Source organism: Mesorhizobium sp. M0968, assembly GCF_040319065.1.
GTDB lineage: Bacteria > Pseudomonadota > Alphaproteobacteria > Rhizobiales > Rhizobiaceae > Mesorhizobium.
In genome coordinates this window covers 62,820-83,692 of record NZ_JAMYNL010000023.1, presented here as the reverse complement: position 1 = coordinate 83,692, position 20,873 = coordinate 62,820, and the positions used below count along the sequence as shown (strand labels likewise).

The 20,873-nt window shown below is 62.2% G+C and carries 18 protein-coding genes and 1 pseudogene; 13 read left to right on the top strand and 6 right to left on the bottom strand.

What is annotated here, in order from left to right:
- The first annotated feature begins 387 nt into the window (after window positions 1-387).
- The 5 genes from NKH67_RS27515 (at window position 388) to NKH67_RS27495 (ending at window position 4,938) form a co-directional block, all read left to right on the top strand.
- Entirely contained in the window at window positions 388-1,563 is a 1,176-nt protein-coding gene (locus NKH67_RS27515; RefSeq protein WP_353032226.1) for a lanthanide ABC transporter ABC transporter substrate-binding protein PedA1, read from the top strand.
- Window positions 1,564-1,584: 21 nt separating this feature from the next.
- Window positions 1,585-2,550: a YVTN family beta-propeller repeat protein gene (locus NKH67_RS27510; protein WP_352474598.1), complete on the top strand. Its 966-nt coding sequence runs from the start codon at window positions 1,585-1,587 to the stop codon at window positions 2,548-2,550.
- 98 nt (window positions 2,551-2,648) lie between these two features.
- Complete coding sequence (locus NKH67_RS27505) at window positions 2,649-3,437, top strand: lanthanide ABC transporter ATP-binding protein PedB/LutE (protein ID WP_352934624.1); 789 nt, start codon at window positions 2,649-2,651, stop codon at window positions 3,435-3,437.
- A gap of 11 nt (window positions 3,438-3,448) precedes the next feature.
- On the top strand, window positions 3,449-4,309 hold the full coding sequence (locus NKH67_RS27500) for a lanthanide ABC transporter permease protein PedC (protein ID WP_352503305.1): 861 nt from the start codon (window positions 3,449-3,451) through the stop codon (window positions 4,307-4,309).
- Window positions 4,309-4,938, top strand: coding sequence for a hypothetical protein (locus NKH67_RS27495; protein ID WP_352934627.1), 630 nt, complete (start codon window positions 4,309-4,311; stop codon window positions 4,936-4,938). Before NKH67_RS27500 ends, NKH67_RS27495 begins: the two co-directional genes overlap by 1 nt.
- Before the next feature lie 27 nt (window positions 4,939-4,965).
- Here NKH67_RS27495 and NKH67_RS27490 read toward each other — a convergent pair whose 3' ends face one another.
- The 5 genes and pseudogenes from NKH67_RS27490 to NKH67_RS27470 all read right to left on the bottom strand — a co-directional run.
- The gene (locus NKH67_RS27490) at window positions 4,966-5,166 is read right to left on the bottom strand and encodes a hypothetical protein (protein WP_352474601.1); all 201 of its coding nucleotides are present in this window, start codon (window positions 5,164-5,166) and stop codon (window positions 4,966-4,968) included.
- A gap of 269 nt (window positions 5,167-5,435) precedes the next feature.
- Window positions 5,436-6,251, bottom strand: a complete 816-nt coding sequence (locus tag NKH67_RS27485) for an oxidoreductase (RefSeq protein WP_352874822.1) — start codon at window positions 6,249-6,251, stop codon at window positions 5,436-5,438.
- A gap of 66 nt (window positions 6,252-6,317) precedes the next feature.
- The gene (fabF, locus tag NKH67_RS27480; RefSeq protein ID WP_353032218.1) at window positions 6,318-7,622 is read right to left on the bottom strand and encodes a beta-ketoacyl-ACP synthase II; all 1,305 of its coding nucleotides are present in this window, start codon (window positions 7,620-7,622) and stop codon (window positions 6,318-6,320) included.
- Window positions 7,623-7,669: 47 nt separating this feature from the next.
- On the bottom strand, window positions 7,670-8,248 hold the full coding sequence (locus tag NKH67_RS27475) for a TetR/AcrR family transcriptional regulator (RefSeq protein WP_353032216.1): 579 nt from the start codon (window positions 8,246-8,248) through the stop codon (window positions 7,670-7,672).
- Window positions 8,249-8,506: 258 nt separating this feature from the next.
- A pseudogene (locus NKH67_RS27470) lies at window positions 8,507-8,780 on the bottom strand (TetR/AcrR family transcriptional regulator); the annotation flags it as partial.
- 82 nt (window positions 8,781-8,862) lie between these two features.
- Between NKH67_RS27470 and NKH67_RS27465 the strand changes: the two are divergent.
- From NKH67_RS27465 to NKH67_RS27450, 4 genes are all read left to right on the top strand, one after another.
- Entirely contained in the window at window positions 8,863-9,225 is a 363-nt protein-coding gene (locus NKH67_RS27465) for a hypothetical protein (RefSeq protein ID WP_353032214.1), read from the top strand.
- 92 nt (window positions 9,226-9,317) lie between these two features.
- Complete coding sequence (locus NKH67_RS27460; protein ID WP_353032212.1) at window positions 9,318-10,424, top strand: efflux RND transporter periplasmic adaptor subunit; 1,107 nt, start codon at window positions 9,318-9,320, stop codon at window positions 10,422-10,424.
- 2 nt (window positions 10,425-10,426) lie between these two features.
- On the top strand, window positions 10,427-13,537 hold the full coding sequence (locus NKH67_RS27455; protein ID WP_353032210.1) for an efflux RND transporter permease subunit: 3,111 nt from the start codon (window positions 10,427-10,429) through the stop codon (window positions 13,535-13,537).
- Window positions 13,538-13,683: 146 nt separating this feature from the next.
- Entirely contained in the window at window positions 13,684-14,298 is a 615-nt protein-coding gene (locus NKH67_RS27450) for a TetR/AcrR family transcriptional regulator (protein WP_352795824.1), read from the top strand.
- A 437-nt stretch (window positions 14,299-14,735) separates the two neighbouring features.
- Here NKH67_RS27450 and NKH67_RS27445 read toward each other — a convergent pair whose 3' ends face one another.
- Window positions 14,736-15,695: a LysR family transcriptional regulator gene (locus NKH67_RS27445; protein ID WP_353032208.1), complete on the bottom strand. Its 960-nt coding sequence runs from the start codon at window positions 15,693-15,695 to the stop codon at window positions 14,736-14,738.
- 124 nt (window positions 15,696-15,819) lie between these two features.
- Between NKH67_RS27445 and NKH67_RS27440 the strand changes: the two genes are divergently transcribed.
- From NKH67_RS27440 to fba, 4 genes are read left to right on the top strand one after another with little or no spacing between them, the layout of a single operon-like run.
- Window positions 15,820-16,866: a class 1 fructose-bisphosphatase gene (locus tag NKH67_RS27440; RefSeq protein ID WP_353032206.1), complete on the top strand. Its 1,047-nt coding sequence runs from the start codon at window positions 15,820-15,822 to the stop codon at window positions 16,864-16,866.
- A 5-nt stretch (window positions 16,867-16,871) separates the two neighbouring features.
- Entirely contained in the window at window positions 16,872-17,744 is an 873-nt protein-coding gene (locus NKH67_RS27435; RefSeq protein WP_023678839.1) for a phosphoribulokinase, read from the top strand.
- Between the two features lie 10 nt (window positions 17,745-17,754).
- Window positions 17,755-19,776: a transketolase gene (tkt, locus tag NKH67_RS27430; RefSeq protein ID WP_353032204.1), complete on the top strand. Its 2,022-nt coding sequence runs from the start codon at window positions 17,755-17,757 to the stop codon at window positions 19,774-19,776.
- Window positions 19,777-19,788: 12 nt separating this feature from the next.
- Window positions 19,789-20,868, top strand: coding sequence for a class II fructose-bisphosphate aldolase (gene fba, locus NKH67_RS27425; protein WP_352507750.1), 1,080 nt, complete (start codon window positions 19,789-19,791; stop codon window positions 20,866-20,868).
- The last annotated feature ends 5 nt before the right edge of the window (window positions 20,869-20,873 follow it).

Genomic DNA, 20,873 nt, shown 5'->3' with positions numbered 1-20,873 from the left:
CTTCGAGGTCGACCTCCATGATCTGCAGCGGCTTTCCGGCGGCAACGGCGACAGCGGCGCGCGTTTTCATCAGGCAATCCTCCCATGACGACCCATAGAGTTTCTCATTCCGCCATTGCTGCGGATGAGACCGCAATACGCTCATTCATCGCCGTATCCCCGCGAAAAGGAATAGGACTAAAGCAGACACGTAAGTCCACTTGCGGGGCTTTGATAAATCTTGTGGCGTCCGCTAAGCTCATTGTGGGCACCTTGAATTCGCGCTGGTCCGGGAACAATCGGACTTTAGTGCAAGAATAGGCAGTTTTATCGATGACGAGCGCGGTGCCAGGCACTCTCGCGGCCTTTTTGTGCTTTTTTTTCCAGACCGCCAACGTTACAGGCGTGATGGCCCAGGAAGTGACGGGCAAGCAACCGGTCGCAGCCGACAGGCCGGAAAGAAAGATAACCGAAATCAGAATAGGTTATTTGCGGGCCTACGCGCCGCAACTGGCGCTTTCCCTGCTGGACCTGCCGCCACGCGACGAAGGTGTCGCCGGCGCCAATGTGGCGATCGGCGACAACAACACGACAGGAAAGTTCCTCAGCCAGAAATTCAGCCTCGACATAGCCGAGGTCAAGCCGGACGCCGACGCGGTTCAGGCGTTCAACGATCTGATTGCCAAAGGTGACCGCTATGTTGTCGCTGACCTCTCGGCCAGGCAATTGCTGTCGATCGCCGACATCGCCCGCGACAAGGGCGTTCTGGTTTTCAATGTCGGTGCCACAGACGACAGCCTGCGCGAGGAAGACTGCCGCATAAACATTTTCCATGTGGCGCCGACACGAAGCATGCTGGCTGACGCGCTGGCGCAGTATCTCGTGGTAAAGAAATGGCCGAATTGGGTGCTGCTCTATGGTTCGCACGAGCGGGATCATCTCTATGCGGCCGCGTTGCGCCGCGCGGCGGCTCGCTTCGGCGGTCAGATCGTCGCCGAGAAGGAGTTCAAAGACACTGGCACGGCGCGCCGCACCGACACCGGCGCCACGCAGATACAGCAGCAGATTTCCGTGTTCACGCAGGATCTGCCGGAGCATGACGTGGTGCTTGTCGCCGATGAGAGCGAGGTGTTCGGAACCTATGTGCCCTTCCGCACCTGGACACCGCGGCTGGTCGCTGGCACGGCCGGTCTTGTCGCATCGTCCTGGCATCCCGCGAGCGAGCAATGGGGTGGCATTCAAATGCAAAGCCGTTTCCTGAGGACGACCGGCCGGCGAATGCTGTCCAAGGATATGTCGGCCTGGACGGCGGTGCGGGCGGTGGGCGAAGCCAGCACGCGGACCAATGGCGACGATCCGAAGAAGATCAGCGACTACATCCGCTCGGACGATTTCTCGGTCGCCGCCTTCAAGGGACAGAAGCTGACCTTCCGCAAGTGGAACCATCAGCTTCGCCAGCCAATCCTGCTCGGCGACACCAAATCCGTGGTCTCGACATCGCCACAGGAGGGTTATCTCCACCAGATCTCCGAGCTCGATACGCTCGGCGTCGATCAGCCGGAAACGAAATGCGTCCTTAAGTAGAACCAATCGGGAGGAATTTTCGTGCAGAGACGAGCTTGCGCACTCGCCATTCTCGGCTTCATGGCCAATCCGGCGTGGGCTTACACCGTGTATGTCTCCAACGAGAAAGACAATACGATAACGGTCGTCGACACGGCGACGATGCAAGTGGTGAAGACCGTCGAAGTCGGCCAGAGGCCGCGCGGTATCACCATCTCGCATGACGGCAAGTTCATCTATTTGTGCGCCAGCGATGACGATACGATCGAAATCATCGATACCGCGACGCTGCAGATCGTTGGCACGCTGCCATCAGGTCCCGATCCCGAACTGTTCGTGCTTTCGCCCGACGGCAAGACGCTCTACGTCGCCAACGAGGACGACAATCTCGTCACCGCGATCAACGTCGAGAGCAAGCAGGTCATGACCGAGATTCCCGTTGGGGTGGAGCCTGAGGGCATGGCCGTCAGTCCCGATGGCAAAACCATGGTCAACACCTCCGAAACCACCAGCATGGCGCATTTCATCGACACCGGCAGCCATGAGGTGACCGACAACGTCCTGGTCGACACGCGTCCGCGCTTTGCGCAATTCAAGCCCGACGGATCCCAGATCTGGGTCAGTGCCGAAATCGGCGGCACCGTCAGCGTCATCGACAGTCTCAAACGCGAGGTGGTGAAGAAGATCCAGTTCGCGATTGCGGGACTGCGGCCCGAAACCATCCAGCCGGTCGGCATCGCAATCAGCGCGGACGGCAAGAAAGCCTATGTCGCGCTCGGCCCAGCGAACCACGTCGCCGTCATCAACACCGAAACCTACGAGGTGGAAAAATACATCCTGGTCGGCCAGCGCGTCTGGCATCTCGACTTCACCCCCGATCAGAAGACGCTGATCACCACCAACGGCAATTCCAACGACATCACCTTCATCGACACGGCGACGGACGAGCCGGTTCAATCGGTTACGGTGGGCCAGCAGCCTTGGGGCGTGGCCATATCGCCCCACTAGACCGCAGCAATGATCAGGGAGACCGACGTGATGAATATTTGCCGCGGGGATGTTGCAAGTGCACTAGATGACCAGCGCGCCCCGAAGGAGCCAGCGGCATGCAGCATGTGAGGACAAGCGGAGCTGGAGAGGAGGTGGCAGCGCTCGATGTTGCCGGCGTCAGCCATTCCTATGGTCCGAAGCGAGCGCTCCAGGACGTCTCATTCTCGATCGCGCCGGGAACTTTCACCGTTCTGCTCGGCCTCAATGGGGCCGGCAAGACAACTTTGTTCTCACTGATCAGCCATCTTTACGGCACCCGCCGCGGATCGATTCGCATCTTCGGCTATGATGTCAGCCGCGCTTCGGGCGAAGCGCTCAGGCGTGTCGGCATCGTATTCCAGGCACGCACGCTCGACCTCGACCTCAGCGTCCACCAGAACCTCTCCTACCACGCCTCGCTGCATGGCATTGGCGGCCACCAAGCCCGGCAGCGCATTGCCGCGCTGCTCGAGACAGTCAACATGCAGGGCCGTCAGCATGACAAGGCACGCAGTCTTTCCGGCGGCCAAATGCGGCGCATCGAGATCGCGCGGGCGCTGCTCCACCGCCCTTCCCTGCTGCTGCTCGACGAGGCGACGGTCGGTCTCGACATCCAGTCGCGTGCGGGCATTCTGGCCACCATCCGCAAACTCGTCGAAACCGAGGGCATCGGTGTGCTGTGGGCGACGCATCTGATCGATGAGGTCGAAGACGGCGACCATGTCGTCGTGCTGCGGCAGGGCGACCTGGTTGCCAAGGGTAAGGTGGCCGATGTCGTTGCGACGAGCGGTGCCAGTTCGATCCGCGACGCCTTTTCCAGGCTCAACCGCATCGAAACAAGCGGCATCGCGGAGATGTCGCCATGAGCGCTCCCGCAATGCCCGCAAAAGTCGCCGCCCTCACGCCGGTGAAGTTCGAACAGTTTGGGCTCCGCCACTACCTCGTTTGCCTCAAAGGGATCGTCGTGCGGGAGTGCCTGCGCTTCCTGCATCAGCGCGAGCGCTTTATATCCTCGCTGGTTCGGCCGCTCGTCTGGCTGTTCATTTTTGCCGCCGGATTCCGGCAGGTGCTCGGCGTATCGATCATCCCGCCCTACAAGACCTACGTGCTCTACGAGGTCTACATCACGCCGGGCCTGTGCGGCATGATTCTGCTGTTTTCGGGCATGCAGTCTTCGCTGTCGATGGTCTATGACCGCGAAATGGGCAACATGCGCACCCTGCTGGTCAGCCCCTTCCCGCGTTGGTTTTTACTGATCTCGAAGATGCTCGCCGGTGTCGCCGTGTCGATCGCGCAGGTTTATGCGTTCCTGATCGTTGCCTGGTTCTGGGGCGTCAAGGCGCCGCCGCTTGGCTATCTCACCGTGCTGCCGGCGCTGTTCCTGTCAGGCATGATGCTGTGCGCGCTCGGCATGCTTCTGTCTTCGATGATCAAGCAGCTCGAAAACTTCGCTGGCATCATGAACTTCGTCATCTTTCCCGGCTATTTCGCTTCTCCGGCACTCTATCCCTTGTGGCGTATCCAGGAGGCTAGCCCCCTGCTCTACAAAATCTGCCTCGCCAATCCATTTACTTACGCCGTCGAACTGATCCGCTTCGCCTTCTACGGCCAGGTTGACTGGCTGTCGCTGGGCGTCGTTGCCGGCTGCACGCTGCTGTTCCTTGCCGCCGCCATCATCGCCTACGACCCTTCGCGCGGCCTGATGACCCGCAAACAGGACACGGGAGGAAATGCCTGATGGCGCGAATGATCCATGTTCGCAGTCTGGCTCTGGTCGCCATGCTTGCGCCAGGCGTCAACGCCATGGCAGCCAACCCCGATCCGCACTGGCCCTGCATGCAGCGCAAGGTGCCGCAACTCTCGTTCGGCCAGATCTGGAGCGGACCGGACCTTCCTTCAGCCGCGAAGGACTGGTCGAAGGACCCCACCATCTCCGCCCTGATCGAGGAAGTGTCGGCTCGCCGGATGCCGATTGCGGAAGCTCAAAAGAAGATCAGGGATTTCGCGGCCTCCTTGCCGGCCGAGCAACGTGCACCCAAAATGGCGATGATGGTGCAAGGCATGTTCGACCACCTGGACGCCGAGCGTTCGCAGGTGATCTCCGGTATTTCCCGCTACGCCCACAAGCAGCTCGAAATGGCCGCCGCGTTGCGCAAGGAAGCGTCCGAGGTCGATGCATTGCGGGCAAAGCCGGATGCAGATCCCGAAGAGATCGATCGGCGAACCGAACAGCTGACATTCGCAACGCGAATTTTCAATGAACGCGTCCAATCACTGACCTACGTCTGTGAAGTGCCGACGATAATCGAGCAGCGGCTTTATCAATTGTCCAAGGCCGTCTCGGAAACGCTCGCCGCGAAGAAATAGAACCTCATTCGATCTTCGCGGCGGATATCACGATCCACGGCCGGGCAGCACGCGCCAGCGCTGAACGAAATAACCGGGATGCGTCTCGATCCACTGGGCGACCAGCGATTGCGCCTGCATGAAGGCGGTCCCGGGATTCATCGCCAGGCCGTCCACCATCTGTTCGCGTTGTTCACAGGTCTGCGGCACAGCCGTCAGACAGACCATCATAACGAGCGTGTAAAGCATTACCCCTTGTCCCCATCGATCCCGAACCCCATGCCCGGGAGGTTTCCGTGATTCCGACCAGTCTGCAGGGGTCGCACATACGGATCGCTTACGGGTGTGAAAGGACGTGGCCCCCGCTCTTTCGCGCCGCAACATAACATGGCGCTAATCTAACGCCAACGACCGCAGGGCGTTCTCCAGAGCAATCGCGTCAGGTTGCGCCGCGCCAATGTGGTGCCGACGTTTCCAGCGTCGATGATTCCGATCTTCACGGGTGTTCGTCGATGTCATCAAACCGAGAGCCCGAGTTGCTTTCGCAGGCTTTTGTCGAATGCGGATGCGGGGACGAAACGGCGCAGGAAACTGACCTGGCGCGCCATTTTTCCAGCCGCATAGCGCCCCTTCGGAGCGGGATCGGTCGCAGCCGCCAAAACGGTCCTGGCCACCACTTCCGGCGCATCGCCTTTTTCCATCGCTTTCCGCACAGCTGCATTCATGCCGGCGCGCGCAGAGTCATAGATATCGAGCAACTGATCCGGCCTGGCGAGATTTTCTTCAAATGAGGTGCGGGTATAGGCGGGCTCCACCAACACGACGCGAATTCCGAAAGGACGCAGTTCGTGGTCGAGCGATTCGGAGTAGCCCTCAACGGCATGCTTGGTCGACGAATAAAGCGCGAAATAGGGAGCTGGAATGAACCCCTGCACCGAGCTCAAATTGACGATTCTGCCCTTGCCTTGGCGGCGCATTGTCGGCAACACCGCTTTGGTTACCCGCATAACGCCAAAGACGTTCACGTCAAACAACGACTTGGCCTGGGCCATCGAGGACTCCTCCGCGCCACCAAGCAGGCCAACGCCGGCATTATTGACAAGCAGGTCGATGCGCCCGGTCTCGGCCAGCACGTCCTTGACAAGTTTCGCCACCGACGTGTCATCGGTCACGTCACAGGCCAGCATGGTAACGCCATCGGATCGGTCGACGACCGCGCGACGGCTGGTTCCGAACACGCGAAAGCCCGCGTTCTGCAGGGCTTTGGCCGTTGTGTGCCCGATACCGCTGGATGCCCCCGTCACCAGGGCGACGCCTAGATTGGTCTTGTTCATGGAGGTCACTTCTTTCTTCGTTTTGGATTGGCGTGGGAGAAGCGCGACAGGTCGGAGCGAAAGGCGTCAATCATGAGCGTCTCCGGCACTCGCGCCGGCCAGATCATCCGTCCAGCGCCGGAACAGCGCGCTGGCATTAACGCCTCCGAAGCCGAAGCCATTGGCGATTGCATAGCCCATCGCCATCGGCCGGGCCCGGTTTGCGACGAAGTCGATCCCGTCGCCGGCCAGATCGGGAGCGCTCAGATTGAGGGTCGGTGGTGCCATCTGATCCCTGAGCGCCAGGATTGCGAAGATTGCTCCGAGCCCGCCGGCGGCTCCGAGCAGGTGTCCGGTCGCCGATTTCGTTGCACTGACAGCTATCGCGAAATCGCGCCCGAACACGCTCTTGATCGCTTCGATCTCACCCAGGTCGCCCACCGGCGTGGAGGTCGCATGGGCGTTGAGATGACGAACCTCGCGGGGCGAAATCCCTGCTTGGGCGATTGCGATCTCCATGGCCCGGCGCGCACCGTCGCCGTCCTCGGGACCGGAGGTGACGTGATGAGCATCCGCTGTCGTGCCGTAGCCGACAAGCTCGGCCAGCGGTCTTGCGCCGCGCGCCAGCGCGTGGCTCAATTCCTCGATGACCAGCATGCCGGCTCCTTCGCCCATGACGAAGCCGTCCCGCGACTTGTCGAACGGTCGGGAGGCCTCATCAGGACGGTGATTAAAGGACGTCGAAAGAGAGCGTGCCGCCGCAAACCCACCGAGGCTGACAAGATTCATGCATGCTTCTGTCCCGCCGCACACGGCAATATCGGCCTCGTTGGCGCGGATTAGGCGAGCCGCATCGCCGATCGCCTGAATGCCGGCCGCGCACGCCGTCACGGGTGCACCGAGCGGACCTTTGAAGCCATAGCGGATCGAGACGTGGCCTGCCGCGAGGTTCACCAGGAAGGACGGCACCGTAAAAGGTGATAGACGGCGGACGCCGCGCCGGTCGACCGTGCGCACCGCCTCGGTTATGGCCGGGAACCCGCCGACGCCCGAGGCGATGATCGTGGCCGTGCGCAAGCGATCCGCTTCCGAGACGGGGGCCCATCTTGCTTGGGCGAGCGCTTCTCGTGCCGCGGCCAGCGCAAAGAGAATGAACCGGTCTACCTTGCGCTGATCCTTCGGCGGAAGGATGGCTTCCGGATCGAAACCAGCGTCCGGATCTTCTTCTGTGGAGGGCACCACCCCGCCGACCTTCGCCGGCAGGTCGCACACCACATCATCCGCAAGCCTCCGGATGCCCGAGCGGCCGGCCAGGAGACGCGACCAGGACGCTTCGACATCGGCAGCAAGGGGCGTGACCGCTCCCATGCCTGTGACAACAATCCGTCGCATCTATTTTCCTATCAATTTGGGTGCGCCGCCAGCGTTGCGCACGCCATTCAAGCGCCGGCTGCTTCGCGAACCTGTTCTGTCGCCGCATCCAGAAATGCCTGCGCGAGGTCGGGGTCGTTGACGACGCGCGAAAGGAGCACCGAACCGACCATTGTCGAGAGAATGGCCATGGCCTTGTCGCCGGGCCGCTCGCCGTCGGCCTCGCCAACCCAACTACCAAACATCTCAAGATATGCCCTGATCCCGGCTTCGAACGACGCTCTGACGTCCACGCCCTGTCTGGCGGCATCCGAACCGAGCGCCACGATCGGGCAGCCGTCCATCCTTTCTTCGCGATGGTCCATGCTGAGGTAGAACGCGATCACCGCGCCAAGCGGATCCTCGGGTTTTGCCGTAGTCGCGGCCGACCATCGGTGGGTGGCGCTCTCCATCGCCCGTTTGGACGCCTGCGCCGCCAGGTCCTCCTTTGACGCGAACTGCTTGTAAAAAGCGCCTTGGGTCAGCCCGGCACCCTTCATCAGATCCTTAAGGCCGATGCCGTCAAAACCGCGCTCCCGAAAAAGGCGGCTTGCCACATTGATAACGGTTTCACGGTTTTCCGCAGCCTGAGTACGACTTACGCGCATCGGTAATCTCCCTTTAGCTTGTGTTCGTAATCTATATCTTATATAGAGGGCGAACGCAATCTATCAAGAGAAGATGAGAGATGATCCGCAGAACCCCGACCGCTCCGCTCTTGGCCTCACTGAGATGGGCATGAAAACGAGACCCGCGTTGTGCTGGCGGGCGTCCTGCTCGGTGGTCTTCCCGACAGCGCCACGGATCCGACCAGCGGACACAAAACCACTAAGATTCCACCGGATCGGGATGTCAGAATCGACCCGGTAGAACGCGATCACAGCGCCAAGCGGATCCTCGGATTTTGCCGCGGTCGCGGCCGACCATCGGTGGTTGGCACTCTCCATCGCCCGCTTGGACGCCTGTGCCACCAAGTCCTCCTTTGATGCGATGCTTGTAAAAGGCGCCTTGGGTCAGCCCGGCACCCTTCATCAGATCCTTGAGGCCGATGCCGTCAAAGCCACGCTCCCGCAAAAGGCGGCTTGCCACGTTGATTGCGGTTTCGCGGTTTTCCGCGGCCTGTATGCGACTCACACGCATCCTCGAACTCTTTTTTTTTAGATTGCATCCGTAATCTATCTGCTATATAGATGGCGAATGCAATCTAAAAAGGAGACACGAAATGATCCGCAAGATCCTGAGCGCTTCGGTCCTGACCGCGCTGTTTCTGGCGACCCCAGCGTTTGCCGAGGAAGCTACCGTCGGACGCCCAATCGAAGCCGGCAGCCTGCACAACGGACGCCTCGACATGGTGGTCTATTACGTCCCAATCGACGGCGACCTCCTGGAGGTCACCGCCACCTTCGCGCCCAAGGGCGGAGGCGATCCGCTGCGCGTCGTCATGGGCCTCGCCGACCGCGACTCCGTTGCCTTCTCCATGCCGGGCTACCGGGGCTCTCTCTACGCGTTCTCGAGGTCCGGCGAGGAGGTGACAGTCGCGACTGGGACCGACAAGCATCCGCGCGCCGACGCGCTACCGGACTGACTCGCCGCGCAGGTCGCAGCCGGCCGCTGCCGGTCGACGCAGGACACAGCATAGAGAATGAACGCAATCTATTTCGGCATGAGGCGATGGGCATGAAAAAGCGACTTGTCGTTGGGCTGGGCAGCGTCCTGGCCGCGGGGTTAGGGGTGGCCGCATTCGTCACGCTGCCCATTCGCACGCAGGCAACCGCAGTGGCGGATCCGAGGCAGGAAGCGCCGATCGTCAGATTGGTGACGGCGGCGCCGGTGGCTGGATCCGAACGCGGTTTCACGGGCACGATTGCCGCGCGGGTGCAGAGCAATCTTGGTTTTCGCGTACCCGGCAAGATCATCGAGCGCCTGGTGAACGTCGGTGAACGGGTCAAGGCGGGCCAACCGCTTCTGCGGATCGACGACACCGATCTGGCTCTCGCGCTCACCGCCAAGCGCAATGCGGTCGCCGCGGCACGCGCTGTGCTGGTTCAGGCGAGCGCGGACGAAAAGCGCTATGCCGTTCTGGTCAAGAAGGAATTGGCAGCAACTCCGCAGCGCTACGAGCAGGCGAAGGCCGCGTTGGACACCGCGACCGCACAACTCGCCGCCGCCGAAGCGGAAGCGAAAGTCGCGGAAAACGAAGCGGCCTATTCCGTCCTGGTGGCGGACGCGGATGGAACTGTGGTCGAAACCATCGGCGAGCCGGGACAGGTCGTCTCCGCCGGTCAGACAGTGGTTCGGATCGCCCAGGCCGGCCCTCGTGAAGCGGTGGTCGCGCTTCCCGAAACGATCCGGCCGGCGATCGGCTCTGTGGCCGAGGCCGCCGTTTATGCAGCCGATGGGCGCCATACGGCGCATCTGCGGCAGTTGTCGGATGCCGCCGATCCCCAGACCCGTACCTATGAGGCCCGCTATGTGCTCGACGGGGAGGCCGCGGCAGCACCGCTTGGCGCGACCGTGACTATCCGGATCACAAGCCAGGCGAGCCAGCCGGAAGTCCAGGTGCCGCTCGGAGCCGTGCTCGATGATGGCGGCAAAACAGGCGTTTGGGCCCTGGATCGCGCCACCTCGACCGTACACTTCCGACCTGTCGGCCTTGTTCGTGTGACAAGCGAAAGCGCCGTGGTCTCCGGGCTGAACATGGGAGATCCGGTCGTTTCGCTCGGCGCTCATCTTCTGCAGGAGGGCGCTCGCGTCAGGTCTGCTTCCGAAAGCGGGAGCAACTGACGATGAACCTCAATTTTTCAGCGATCGCCGTTCGCGAACGGGCCGTCACCCTGTTCTTCATCCTCCTGCTCGTGGCGGCTGGCGCCTACGCGTTCCTTATGCTCGGGCGGGCGGAGGATCCCAACTTCACCATTAAGACCCTGACGGTCACGACGGCATGGCCGGGCGCGACGGCCCGCGAGATGCAGGACCTTGTCGCCGAGCCGTTGGAGAAGCGGCTTCAGGAGCTCACCTGGTACGATCGGGTCGAGACCACCACGCGGCCGGGCTACGCCTATATGACGGTCACGCTGAAGGACAGCACGCCGCCATCCGTCGTGCAGGAAGAGTTTTACCAGGCCCGCAAGAAGCTGGGGGATGAAGCCCGCAACCTGCCGCCTGGCGTCTACGGCCCCTTCGTCAACGACGAATATTCGGATGTGAGCTTCGCCCTTTATGCGCTGAAGGCCAGAGGCATGCCGATGCGTGAGCTGGCCAGGCAGGCCGAGGCAATTCGACAGGACCTCCTGCACGTGCCCGGCGTCAAGAAGATCAACATCCTCGGTGAGCGCCCCGAACAGATATTCGTCGAGTTCTCCTATGCCAAGCTGGCAACGCTGGGCGTGTCGGCACAGGACATCATCGTCGCATTGCAGCGGCAGAACACCGTCACACCGGCGGGCTCGATCGATACTCAGGGGCCGCAGGTCTTCATCAGGCTCAACGGCGCTTATGACAGTGTCCAGGCTATCGCCGACACGCCGATCGTTGCCGGGGGGCGGACGCTGAAGCTTTCCGACGTTGCCGAGGTCCGCCGCGGCTACGAGGACCCTCCCACCTATCTCATCCGACGCCAGGGCGAGCCCACCATCATGCTCGCGGCCGTTATGCAGGAGGGTTGGGACGGTCGCGCGCTCGGCAAGGCGCTGGAGGACCGGACGGCGGCCATCGCACGAACATTGCCGCTTGGGATAACGCTCGACAAGGTGTCCGACCAGGCCGTCAACATCACCTCGGCGGTCGACGAGTTCATGTTGAAGTTCGCGATGGCGCTCGGTGTCGTGCTGCTGATCAGCCTGCTCAGCATGGGGTGGCGCGTCGGCATCGTCGTGGCGGCCGCCGTCCCGCTGACGCTTGCCGCCGTGTTCCTCATCATGCTGGAGACCGGCCGGTTCTTCGATCGCATCACGCTCGGCGCCCTCATCCTGGCGCTCGGTCTTCTCGTGGACGACGCCATCATCGCCATCGAGGTGATGGTGGTGAAGATGGAAGAGGGCATGGATCGCATCAAGGCGGCGGCCTATGCCTGGAGCCATACCGCGGCGCCGATGCTGTCGGGAACGCTCGTGACGATAGCTGGGTTCCTGCCCGTGGGCTTCGCACGCTCGACGGCCGGCGAGTACGCCGGCAATATCTTCTGGGTCGTAGGGTTCGCTCTCATCGTCTCCTGGATCGTCGCCGTGGTTTTCACGCCCTACCTTGGCGTCAAGATGCTGCCCGCGATCAAACCGGTCGAAGGCGGCGTTCACGCCATATACGACACACCGAACTATCGGCGCCTTCGCCGGCTCATCATCTTTGCCGTGCGCCACAAGTTCGTAACCTGCGGTGTCGTCGGCATCGTCTTCGCACTTTCGGTTGTCGGCATGGGCAGCCTGAAACAGCAGTTCTTCCCGACATCCGATCGCCCCGAAGTGCTGGTCGAGGTTCGTCTGCCGGAAGGCACCAGCATCGAGACGACGACCGCCACAGTGGAGAAGCTGGAGCACTGGCTGGACGGCCAGCCCGAAGCCAAGATCGTGACGAGCTACGTCGGTCAGGGCGCTCCGCGCTTCTTCTTCGCGATGGCACCGGAACTGCCTGATCCTGCCTTTGCCAAGATCGTCGTGCTGACACCGGACGCGGAGGCGCGCGAGGCGCTGAAGCACCGGCTCCGGGAGGCGGTATCGCAGGGGCTCGCGCCGGAAGCCGATGTCCGCGTCACGCAGCTTGTGTTCGGACCCTATACGCCGTTCCCTGTCGAGTTCCGGGTCACGGGGCCTGATCCCGCGCAACTCTATAGCATTTCCGAGAAGGCCCTCGACATCATGCGGGGCGTCCCGGACGTGCGGCAGGCCAACCGCGACTGGGGCAACCGCACGCCCGTACTGCGCTTCATCCCTGACCAGGATCGACTGAACCTCATCGGCCTCTCGCCGGCGGAAGTAGGCCAGCAGCTCCAGTTCCTCCTCACCGGCATCCCTGTCACGCAGGTCCGCGAGGACATTCGCAATGTCCCCATCGTGGCGCGCAGCGCTGGGGCTGAGCGGCTGGATCCGGCGCGTCTGGCGGATTTCTCGCTGATGAGCCGGGACGGCCGCCAGATTCCGCTCGACCAGATCGGTCATTCGGAGATCCGTCTTGAAGAGCCGATCCTGAAGCGCCGCGACCGGACGCCCGTCGTCACGATCCGGTCGGATATCAACGAAGCGACTCAGCCTCCGGAGGTCTCAAAGCAGATCATGAAAGCCCTTCAGCCGCTGATCGCGTCCCTTCCGGCCGGCTATAACATTGAAATGGGGGGATCGATCGAGGAGGCTGAGAAGGCCAACACTGCTTTGGGCAAGATCTTCCCGGCCATGATCGCCGCCATGCTGATCGTCATCATGCTGCAGGTACGATCCTTCTCGACGATGGCCATGGTCGTGCTGACCGCACCGCTTGGGCTCGTCGGCGTCGTGCCGATGTTGCTCACCTTCAACCAGCCCTTCGGGTTCAACGCCATTCTGGGCCTGATAGGGCTGGCCGGCATCCTGATGCGCAACACCCTGATCCTGACCGAACAAATCAAGGAGAACCGTGCTGCCGGCCTTGACGACTATCACGCCGTCATTGAGGCCACCGTGCAACGCACGAGGCCGGTGATCCTGACGGCGCTTGCCGCCGTGCTGGCCTTCATCCCCCTTACGCACTCCGTGTTCTGGGGATCGATGGCCTATACGCTGATCGGCGGCACGGCGGCCGGCACGGTGCTGATCCTGCTCTTCCTTCCCGCTCTCTATGCCGCGTGGTTCCGGATCAAGCCGACCGCAGATGTGGCCCATGAGGCTTCGACCGAGGAACCGGAATTGCAAACAGCGATGGCTGCCGAATAGGGCACTGTTGTCGGAAAAGACGGTTCAAGTTCTCGCCCGCCGATTTTGCCTGAACATATGCAGGGCCAGCCGGACGATCTTGCCGCTTACGAATGATCGCCCAGGGCGAGCCCGGCAGATCCGTTTCATCAGTCCTGGAGACATCCATGAATCGTCCGCTCCGAATGCGAACTGATCCCGACGAGGTGCGCGCGCGCATCCTGGAGGTGGCGGAGGGGCACTTTCGCCGCATCGGCTACAACAAAACGTCGGTGGCCGACATCGCCTCCGAACTCAGCATGAGCACGGCAAACATCTACCGCTTCTTCCCCTCAAGGGACGCAATCAAAGAATCCATCTGCGGGAAAGCTTTGAACGAGGTAGCTGACATCGCCCTCGCAATCGCGCGCACGAACGCGTCGGCCGGGGAGAAATTGGGTCAGCTACTGACCGCCGTTCACCATCACAAGAAGATGACGCTGGTCAAGGAAAGGCGCATGCACGACCTGATTGTCGCCGCCATGCAGGAGAACTGGGCGACCATCAAGGCGCATATCGAGCACGTGGTAACTACCTTAGGGGTCATTATCCGCGAGGGCATCGAATCGGGCGAATTCAATGTCGACGATTCCGCTACGGCGGCGCGTGCCGTCCACACCGCGTTCACGCCGTTCCTCCATCCGATCCTGATCGAGCACTGCGTCCAATACGGCGAAGACACCGAAGCGGGCCTGCGCGAGCAGATCCGATTCATCCTGAAAGCTCTCGGCAAGTCGGATTGACCAGCCTGCCGTATGCAGGATCAAGCCGCCGCTGATGACATCCACGAGGACTCGACGGAGGAACTTGACACACGAACAGCAACGGTTGCCGGACCATGTGCCGGAAGAGGTGCAAAGCCGTCCCTCGTCCGAGACAGCTCTCCAAAGGCAGCCATTTCGGGCGATGCCCGCTGACCAGCCGGATGCGGACCTTGCAGCCCGCCTTCCGACGGTCGGCTTAGGGGTCGACTCCGGCCGCTCGGCCTTGATCGCTTTAGCGACCGCTCACGCGCAGCTAAGCCATACGGACAAGCGGTTGCGTCGCTCCATTCGGACTTCCATCCTAAATGATTCGAGCCTTAGGGGTTAGTCGAGTCGAAGCTGCCGCTCAGCGCCACCGCCGTTCTCCTGTATTTGCACGCCACGTCCCTACTACGACCGAAACTTGTTGAACTAGGCTAACTCGCGCGACCTCTACTGTTCGGTTCCTCGTGCGGATAGAGCTTGCCGAACAGGGGCAGGTACATCGCGCCCTTGCGCATCAGAAAATCGTGGAAGGTCGCCATCGCCGGCGAGATCGCGTGATCGCTGCGCATCACCGAAAACCATTGCCGGCGGATCGGCATGCCGACAACGTCGAGGATAACCAGCCGGCCGGCTTCGGTTTCGGCAGCGATGGTGTGGGCAGAGATGAACGCGATGCCGAGCCCGGCCATCACCGCCTGCTTGATGGTCTCGTTCGAGTCCATCTCGACGCCGAGATCGTCGATGCGGCCGGGCACGTCGCTCAGGAATATTTCCAGTGAGATGCGCGTGCCGGAGCCGGGCTCGCGAATGAGGAAATGCTCCTCGGCGATCCGCTCCTTGGAAATGTCGCGTGCCGACGCCAGCGGGTGATCGGGCGATGCGATGATGACCAGCGGGTGATCGCCGAAGACCGAGGCACGCACCGGGATTTCCTTGGCCGGGCGTCCCATCAGCGCGATATCGATGTCGTGGTTCTTCAGATTGTCGATCGTCTCGGCGCGGTTGCCGATGGCAAGGCGCATGTCGATATCGGGATGTTCCTTCATGAAGGCGGCCATCAGCCGCGGCGCGAAATATTTGGCCGTGGAAACGACGCCGAGCCGCAAGCTGCCGGCGCGCACGCCCTTGATTGCATCCATCTTGTCTTCGAGCAGACGAAGCCGCTCCTCGATGGCCTGTGCCGTCTCGACGAAGGCCAGACCTGCGGCAGTGGGACGCATGCCGTCCGACGTCCGGTCGAACAAGGCCAGTTGGAACTCCGCCTCGACCTGCCGCAACTGGATCGTCACCGCTGGAGGAGACAGCCCTAACACCTTGGCCGCGCTGACGATTTTTCCATGGCTGATGATTGCCTGAACGGTCTTGAACTGCTTGAGCGTGAGGTTTCTCATAGGGCATACTAAAATTTTTTTATTGCCTGAGTAAAGTTATTGAATTTTACTTATCCAGCGTCGTTTGTTCTCCTTTCGCAATCCGGACCGACCCGAGGAGAGGCGGCTGGATCGGGAGGTTACGATGCCAGCGGCAACGCTCGACGCTTTTCTGAACTCCTATCTTGGCGAGCCGGACGAACTGCGCTCCGCCGTCGTAGCGACCATCCGTCAGCTGACGCAGGCGGCCACCACAATCCGCAACACCATCAATCAAGGGGTGCTCGGCACCGCCTTTGCGGGAACCCGCGGCGCCAATGCTGACGGCGACATCCAGAAGGATCTCGATGTCTTCGCCGATGACATCTTCCTCGATGCCATGCGCCACGCTCCGGTCGCGCTCTACGCTTCCGAGGAACTGGAGCAGCCGGTGCTGCTCGACAGGCAAGCGGCTCTTGCCATCGCCATCGACCCGCTCGATGGCTCATCCAACATCGACACCAACGTGTCGATCGGAACGGTCTTCTCGCTCCTCCCTGCAACTGGCGCGCCGGATAGGAATCCGGCCGCCTCGTTTTTGCAGGCGGGCGTGAACCAGCTGGGCGCCGGTTTCTTCATCTACGGCCCGCAGCTGGCGCTGGTTCTGTCGCTCGGCAGCGGCACCCATGTCTTCGTTCTCTCGACCAGGCTCGGCACCTTCGTCCAGGCCTACGAGAGCCGGATCATCCCGCAGCGAACCCAGGAGTTCGCCATCAACGCCGCCAACTACCGGCATTGGGACGAGGCGGTGCGGCTCTACATCGATGACTGCCTTGAAGGCACCGAAGGCCCACGTGAGAAGGACTTCAACATGCGCTGGATCGCCTCTCTGGTTGCGGACTGCTACCGCATATTGATGCGCGGCGGCGTATTCCTGTATCCAGGCGACAAGCGCAAGGGCTACAGGCAGGGGCGACTTCGCCTCGTCTATGAGGCAAACCCGATCGCCTATCTCGTCGAACAGGCGGGCGGTGCGGCCACCGACACGATGACCCGCATCCTCGAAATCGAACCCGAGAGCCTGCACCAGCGCGTGCCCATGGTTTTCGGATCGGCGCGGGAAGTCGCGCGCATCACCCGCTACCACACCGAGCCGAGTGCCATCGGCGAGCGCGCGCCGCTGTTCAGCCGCCGCGGCCTTTTCAGGGCCTGAAGACCATGTCGGCAAAGCACCCCATCATTACCATCACCGGGTCGTCGGGCGCAGGCACCACCTCTGTCAAGCGCATCTTCGAACTGATCTTCCGACGCGAGAACATCGGGGCCGCCTTCATCGAAGGCGATGCTTTCCATCGCTACGACCGCGCCACGATGAAGGCGAAGGTGGCCGAGGAGGAAAAGGCGGGCAATCCGAACTTCACCCACTTCCATGCCGAGGCCAATGAACTGGCAATCCTCGAAGAGGTATTCGAGGAATATGGCCGCCGGGGAACCGGAAAGACCCGCACCTACATCCATGATGAGGATGAAGAGAAGCAGTACGGCACGCCGCCGGGACATTTCACCGAATGGCGCGAATTTCCGCCGAGCGACCTGCTCTTCTATGAGGGCCTGCATGGCTGCGTCGTCACCGACAAGATCAACCTGGCCAGGCACGCGGATCTCAAGATCGGCGTGGTGCCGGTCATAAATCTCGAATGGATCCAGAAGATCCATCGCGACCGCGCAACGCGCGGCTATTCCACCGAGGCGGTGATGGACGTGATCCTGCGCCGTATGCCGGACTATGTCCGCTACATCGTCCCGCAGTTTTCGCAGACCGCCATCAACTTCCAGCGCGTGCCGATCGTCGACACGTCCAATCCATTCATCGCGCGCTGGATTCCGACGCCCGACGAATCGATGCTGGTTATCCGCTTCGCCAATCCCCGCGGCATCGATTTCCCCTACCTGCTTTCGATGATCCACGACTCGTTCATGTCGCGGCCGAATTCCATAGTGGTGCCCGGCAACAAGCTCGACCTTGCCATGCAGCTGATCCTGACGCCGCTCATCCTGCAATTGATCGAACGCAAGAACCGTGTGTCGTGAGGAGGACGCCATGAACAGCCAGGCAGCAGCACTGAAGCCCGTCGCCGCCGTCTCGGAGCGCGACATGGCCAACGCCATTCGCGCACTGGCGATGGACAGCGTCCAAAAGGCCAATTCCGGTCATCCGGGCATGCCGATGGGCATGGCCGATGTCGCGACGGTGCTGTTCAGCCGCTTCATCAACATCGATCCGTCGGCCTCCAACTGGCCCGATCGTGACCGCTTCGTGCTCTCAGCCGGGCACGGCTCGATGCTGCAGTATGCGCTGCATTACCTGCTAGGCTTTGAAGACATGCCTATCGAAGAATTGCAGCGGTTTCGCCAGCTGGGCAGCCGCACCGCCGGACATCCGGAATATGGCCATGCGCTTGGCATCGAGACGACGACCGGCCCGCTTGGACAAGGCATTTCGACCGCTGTCGGCATGGCGCTGGCGGAGCGCATGCTGGCGGCCCGCCACGGCGCCGATCTCGTCGACCATTTCACCTACGCAATCGCCGGCGACGGCTGCCTGCAGGAAGGCATCAGCCACGAGGCGATCGATCTTGCCGGTCACCTGAAGCTCTCCCGGCTGATCGTCTTTTGGGACGACAATGCGATCTCGATCGACGGGCCCACTTCCCTGTCGACATCGATGGACCAGCCGGCGCGGTTCAAAGCCGCTGGATGGCATGTCCAGTCGGTGGACGGCCACGACACCGAAACCGTTGCGGCGGCAATCGAAGCGGCGCAGCAATCGGACCAGCCGTCTCTGATCGCCTGCCGCACGGTGATCGGCAAGGGCGCGCCAAATCTGGGTGGTTCGGAAAAGACGCATGGCGCGCCGCTGGGCGATGCGGAGATCGCCGCGACGCGCGAAAATATCGGCTGGGCCTTCGCGCCGTTCGAGGTGCCGGACGATATCCTTTTCGCCTGGCGCGCGATTGCCGGCCGCGGTCAAGCGGCACGCCGCGCCTGGGAGAATCGGCTTGCCGCCTCACCACGGCGGCAGGCCTTCGAGAGCGCGGTCGCCGGCGCCCTGCCCGACGCGGTCTTCGAAGCACTCGACGCTTTCCGCAAGGAGCATGTCGGGAAGGCGACCAAGGTTGCAACGCGAAAAGCCTCGGAAATGGCACTCGCTGCGATCAATGGCGCAACCGAACTGACCGTCGGCGGCTCCGCCGATCTGACGCATTCGAACCTGACGATCACCAAGGGTATGAACCGCATCGCGCCGGGCGACTACGCAGGCCGCTACATCCACTATGGAATCCGCGAGCACGGCATGGCCGCAGCCATGAACGGCATCGCACTGCATGGCGGCTTCGTGCCTTATGGCGGCACGTTCCTGTGCTTCGCCGACTACGCGCGCGGCGCGATGCGGCTCTCGGCGCTCATGGGCCAGCGTGTCATCTATGTGATGACGCATGATTCCATCGGTCTCGGCGAGGACGGCCCGACCCACCAGCCGGTCGAGCACCTGGCGATGCTGCGGGCGACGCCAAACCTCAACGTCTTCCGCCCGGCCGACATCATCGAAACGGCGGAGTGCTGGGAACTGGCGCTGAGAAGCGAGAAGCGGCCGAGCGTGCTGGTGCTCTCGCGCCAGAACCTGCCGATGCTGCGCCAAGCACCTAGCGACGAGCCAAACAGCGACGAGAACCGGTCGAGCCGGGGCGCCTACATCCTGCGCGAGCCAGTCGGGCAGCGCGCGGTGACGCTGATCGCCACCGGCTCGGAGGTCGAGATCGCGGTTGCCGCCGCCGAACGGCTGGAGACCGAGCACGGCGTCGCCGCCGCAGTTGTCTCGATGCCGTGCTGGGAGCTTTTCGCGGAGCAGGACGCCGGCACCCGCAAGGCCGTCCTCGGCTCGGCGCCCCGCATTGCCATCGAAGCCGCAGCACGGCTCGGCTGGGACCGCTGGATCGGCGACACCGGCACTTTCGTCGGCATGGCCGGTTTCGGCGCCAGCGCCCCTGCCCCGGATCTCTACCGGCATTTCGACATCACGCCCGAAGCCGTCGCGGCAGCGGCGCTGAAGCTCATCATCTAGGAGAAACCGACAATGGCCCGCATCACCCTTCGCCAGCTTCTCGACCATGCCGCCGAGCACGGCTACGGGGTGCCGGCATTCAACATCAACAACATGGAACAGGGCCTCGCCATCATGGAGGCCGCCAGGGCCTGCGATGCGCCGGTTATCATCCAGGCCTCACGCGGCGCCCGTTCCTATGCCAATGACATCATGCTGGCCAAAATGATGGAGGCATTGACCGAAATCCATCCGGCCATTCCGCTCTGCATCCATCAGGATCACGGCAACAATGAAGCCACCTGCCTGTCGGCGATCCGCCACGGCTTCACCTCGGTGATGATGGACGGATCGCTGATGGCGGATGCCAAGACGCCGGCGAGCTACGATTACAACGTCGCCATCACCGAACGTGTCGCACGCATGGCGCATTGGGTCGGCGCTTCGGTCGAAGGCGAGCTCGGCGTGCTCGGCTCGCTGGAGACCGGCCAGGGCGAGGCCGAGGACGGGCACGGCGCCGAAGGTGCGCTTTCCCATGACCAGCTTTTGACCGATCCCGATCAGGCGGTCGACTTCGTGACCGCCACCCGGGTCGACGCGCTGGCGATCGCCTGCGGTACCTCGCACGGCGCCTATAAATTCAGCCGCAAGCCTGACGGCGGCATCCTGGCCATGCAGGTGATCGAGGCGATTCACGAAAAGCTGCCCAACACGCATCTGGTCATGCACGGGTCTTCCTCCGTGCCGCAGGAACTGCAGGATATCATCAACAACTATGGCGGCGAGATGCCCCAGACCTTTGGCGTCCCGGTCGAGGAAATCGAGCGCGGCATCCGCTACGGCGTGCGCAAGGTCAACATCGACACCGATTGCCGAATGGCCATGGCCGGGCAGTTCCGCCGCGTTGCGACGGAGGATCCGCGCGAATTCGATCCGCGTAAATTCCTGAAACCCGCCATGGACGCCCTGCGCGACCTTTGCCGCGATCGCTTCGAACGCTTCGGCACCGCAGGCCACGCGTCGAAGATCAGGGTGATCGCCATGGATGAGATGGCGAAACGTTACGCCGCAGGAAAGCTCGACCCCCATATCGCAACCGCGAAAGCCGCCTGAGCGGC

Excerpts from the sequence above, each read along its gene's own strand:
- NKH67_RS27515 (WP_353032226.1), top strand. The coding sequence starts at position 388 with ATGGCCCAGGAAGTGACGGGCAAGCAACCGGTCGCAGCCGACAGGCCG.
- NKH67_RS27505 (WP_352934624.1), top strand. The coding sequence starts at position 2,649 with ATGCAGCATGTGAGGACAAGCGGAGCTGGAGAGGAGGTGGCAGCGCTC.
- NKH67_RS27500 (WP_352503305.1), top strand. The coding sequence starts at position 3,449 with ATGCCCGCAAAAGTCGCCGCCCTCACGCCGGTGAAGTTCGAACAGTTT.
- NKH67_RS27495 (WP_352934627.1), top strand. The coding sequence starts at position 4,309 with ATGGCGCGAATGATCCATGTTCGCAGTCTGGCTCTGGTCGCCATGCTT.
- NKH67_RS27490 (WP_352474601.1), bottom strand. The coding sequence starts at position 5,166 with ATGCTTTACACGCTCGTTATGATGGTCTGTCTGACGGCTGTGCCGCAG.
- NKH67_RS27485 (WP_352874822.1), bottom strand. The coding sequence starts at position 6,251 with ATGAACAAGACCAATCTAGGCGTCGCCCTGGTGACGGGGGCATCCAGC.
- fabF (WP_353032218.1), bottom strand. The coding sequence starts at position 7,622 with ATGCGACGGATTGTTGTCACAGGCATGGGAGCGGTCACGCCCCTTGCT.
- NKH67_RS27475 (WP_353032216.1), bottom strand. The coding sequence starts at position 8,248 with ATGCGCGTAAGTCGTACTCAGGCTGCGGAAAACCGTGAAACCGTTATC.
- NKH67_RS27465 (WP_353032214.1), top strand. The coding sequence starts at position 8,863 with ATGATCCGCAAGATCCTGAGCGCTTCGGTCCTGACCGCGCTGTTTCTG.
- NKH67_RS27460 (WP_353032212.1), top strand. The coding sequence starts at position 9,318 with ATGAAAAAGCGACTTGTCGTTGGGCTGGGCAGCGTCCTGGCCGCGGGG.
- NKH67_RS27455 (WP_353032210.1), top strand. The coding sequence starts at position 10,427 with ATGAACCTCAATTTTTCAGCGATCGCCGTTCGCGAACGGGCCGTCACC.
- NKH67_RS27450 (WP_352795824.1), top strand. The coding sequence starts at position 13,684 with ATGAATCGTCCGCTCCGAATGCGAACTGATCCCGACGAGGTGCGCGCG.
- NKH67_RS27445 (WP_353032208.1), bottom strand. The coding sequence starts at position 15,695 with ATGAGAAACCTCACGCTCAAGCAGTTCAAGACCGTTCAGGCAATCATC.
- NKH67_RS27440 (WP_353032206.1), top strand. The coding sequence starts at position 15,820 with ATGCCAGCGGCAACGCTCGACGCTTTTCTGAACTCCTATCTTGGCGAG.
- NKH67_RS27435 (WP_023678839.1), top strand. The coding sequence starts at position 16,872 with ATGTCGGCAAAGCACCCCATCATTACCATCACCGGGTCGTCGGGCGCA.
- tkt (WP_353032204.1), top strand. The coding sequence starts at position 17,755 with ATGAACAGCCAGGCAGCAGCACTGAAGCCCGTCGCCGCCGTCTCGGAG.
- fba (WP_352507750.1), top strand. The coding sequence starts at position 19,789 with ATGGCCCGCATCACCCTTCGCCAGCTTCTCGACCATGCCGCCGAGCAC.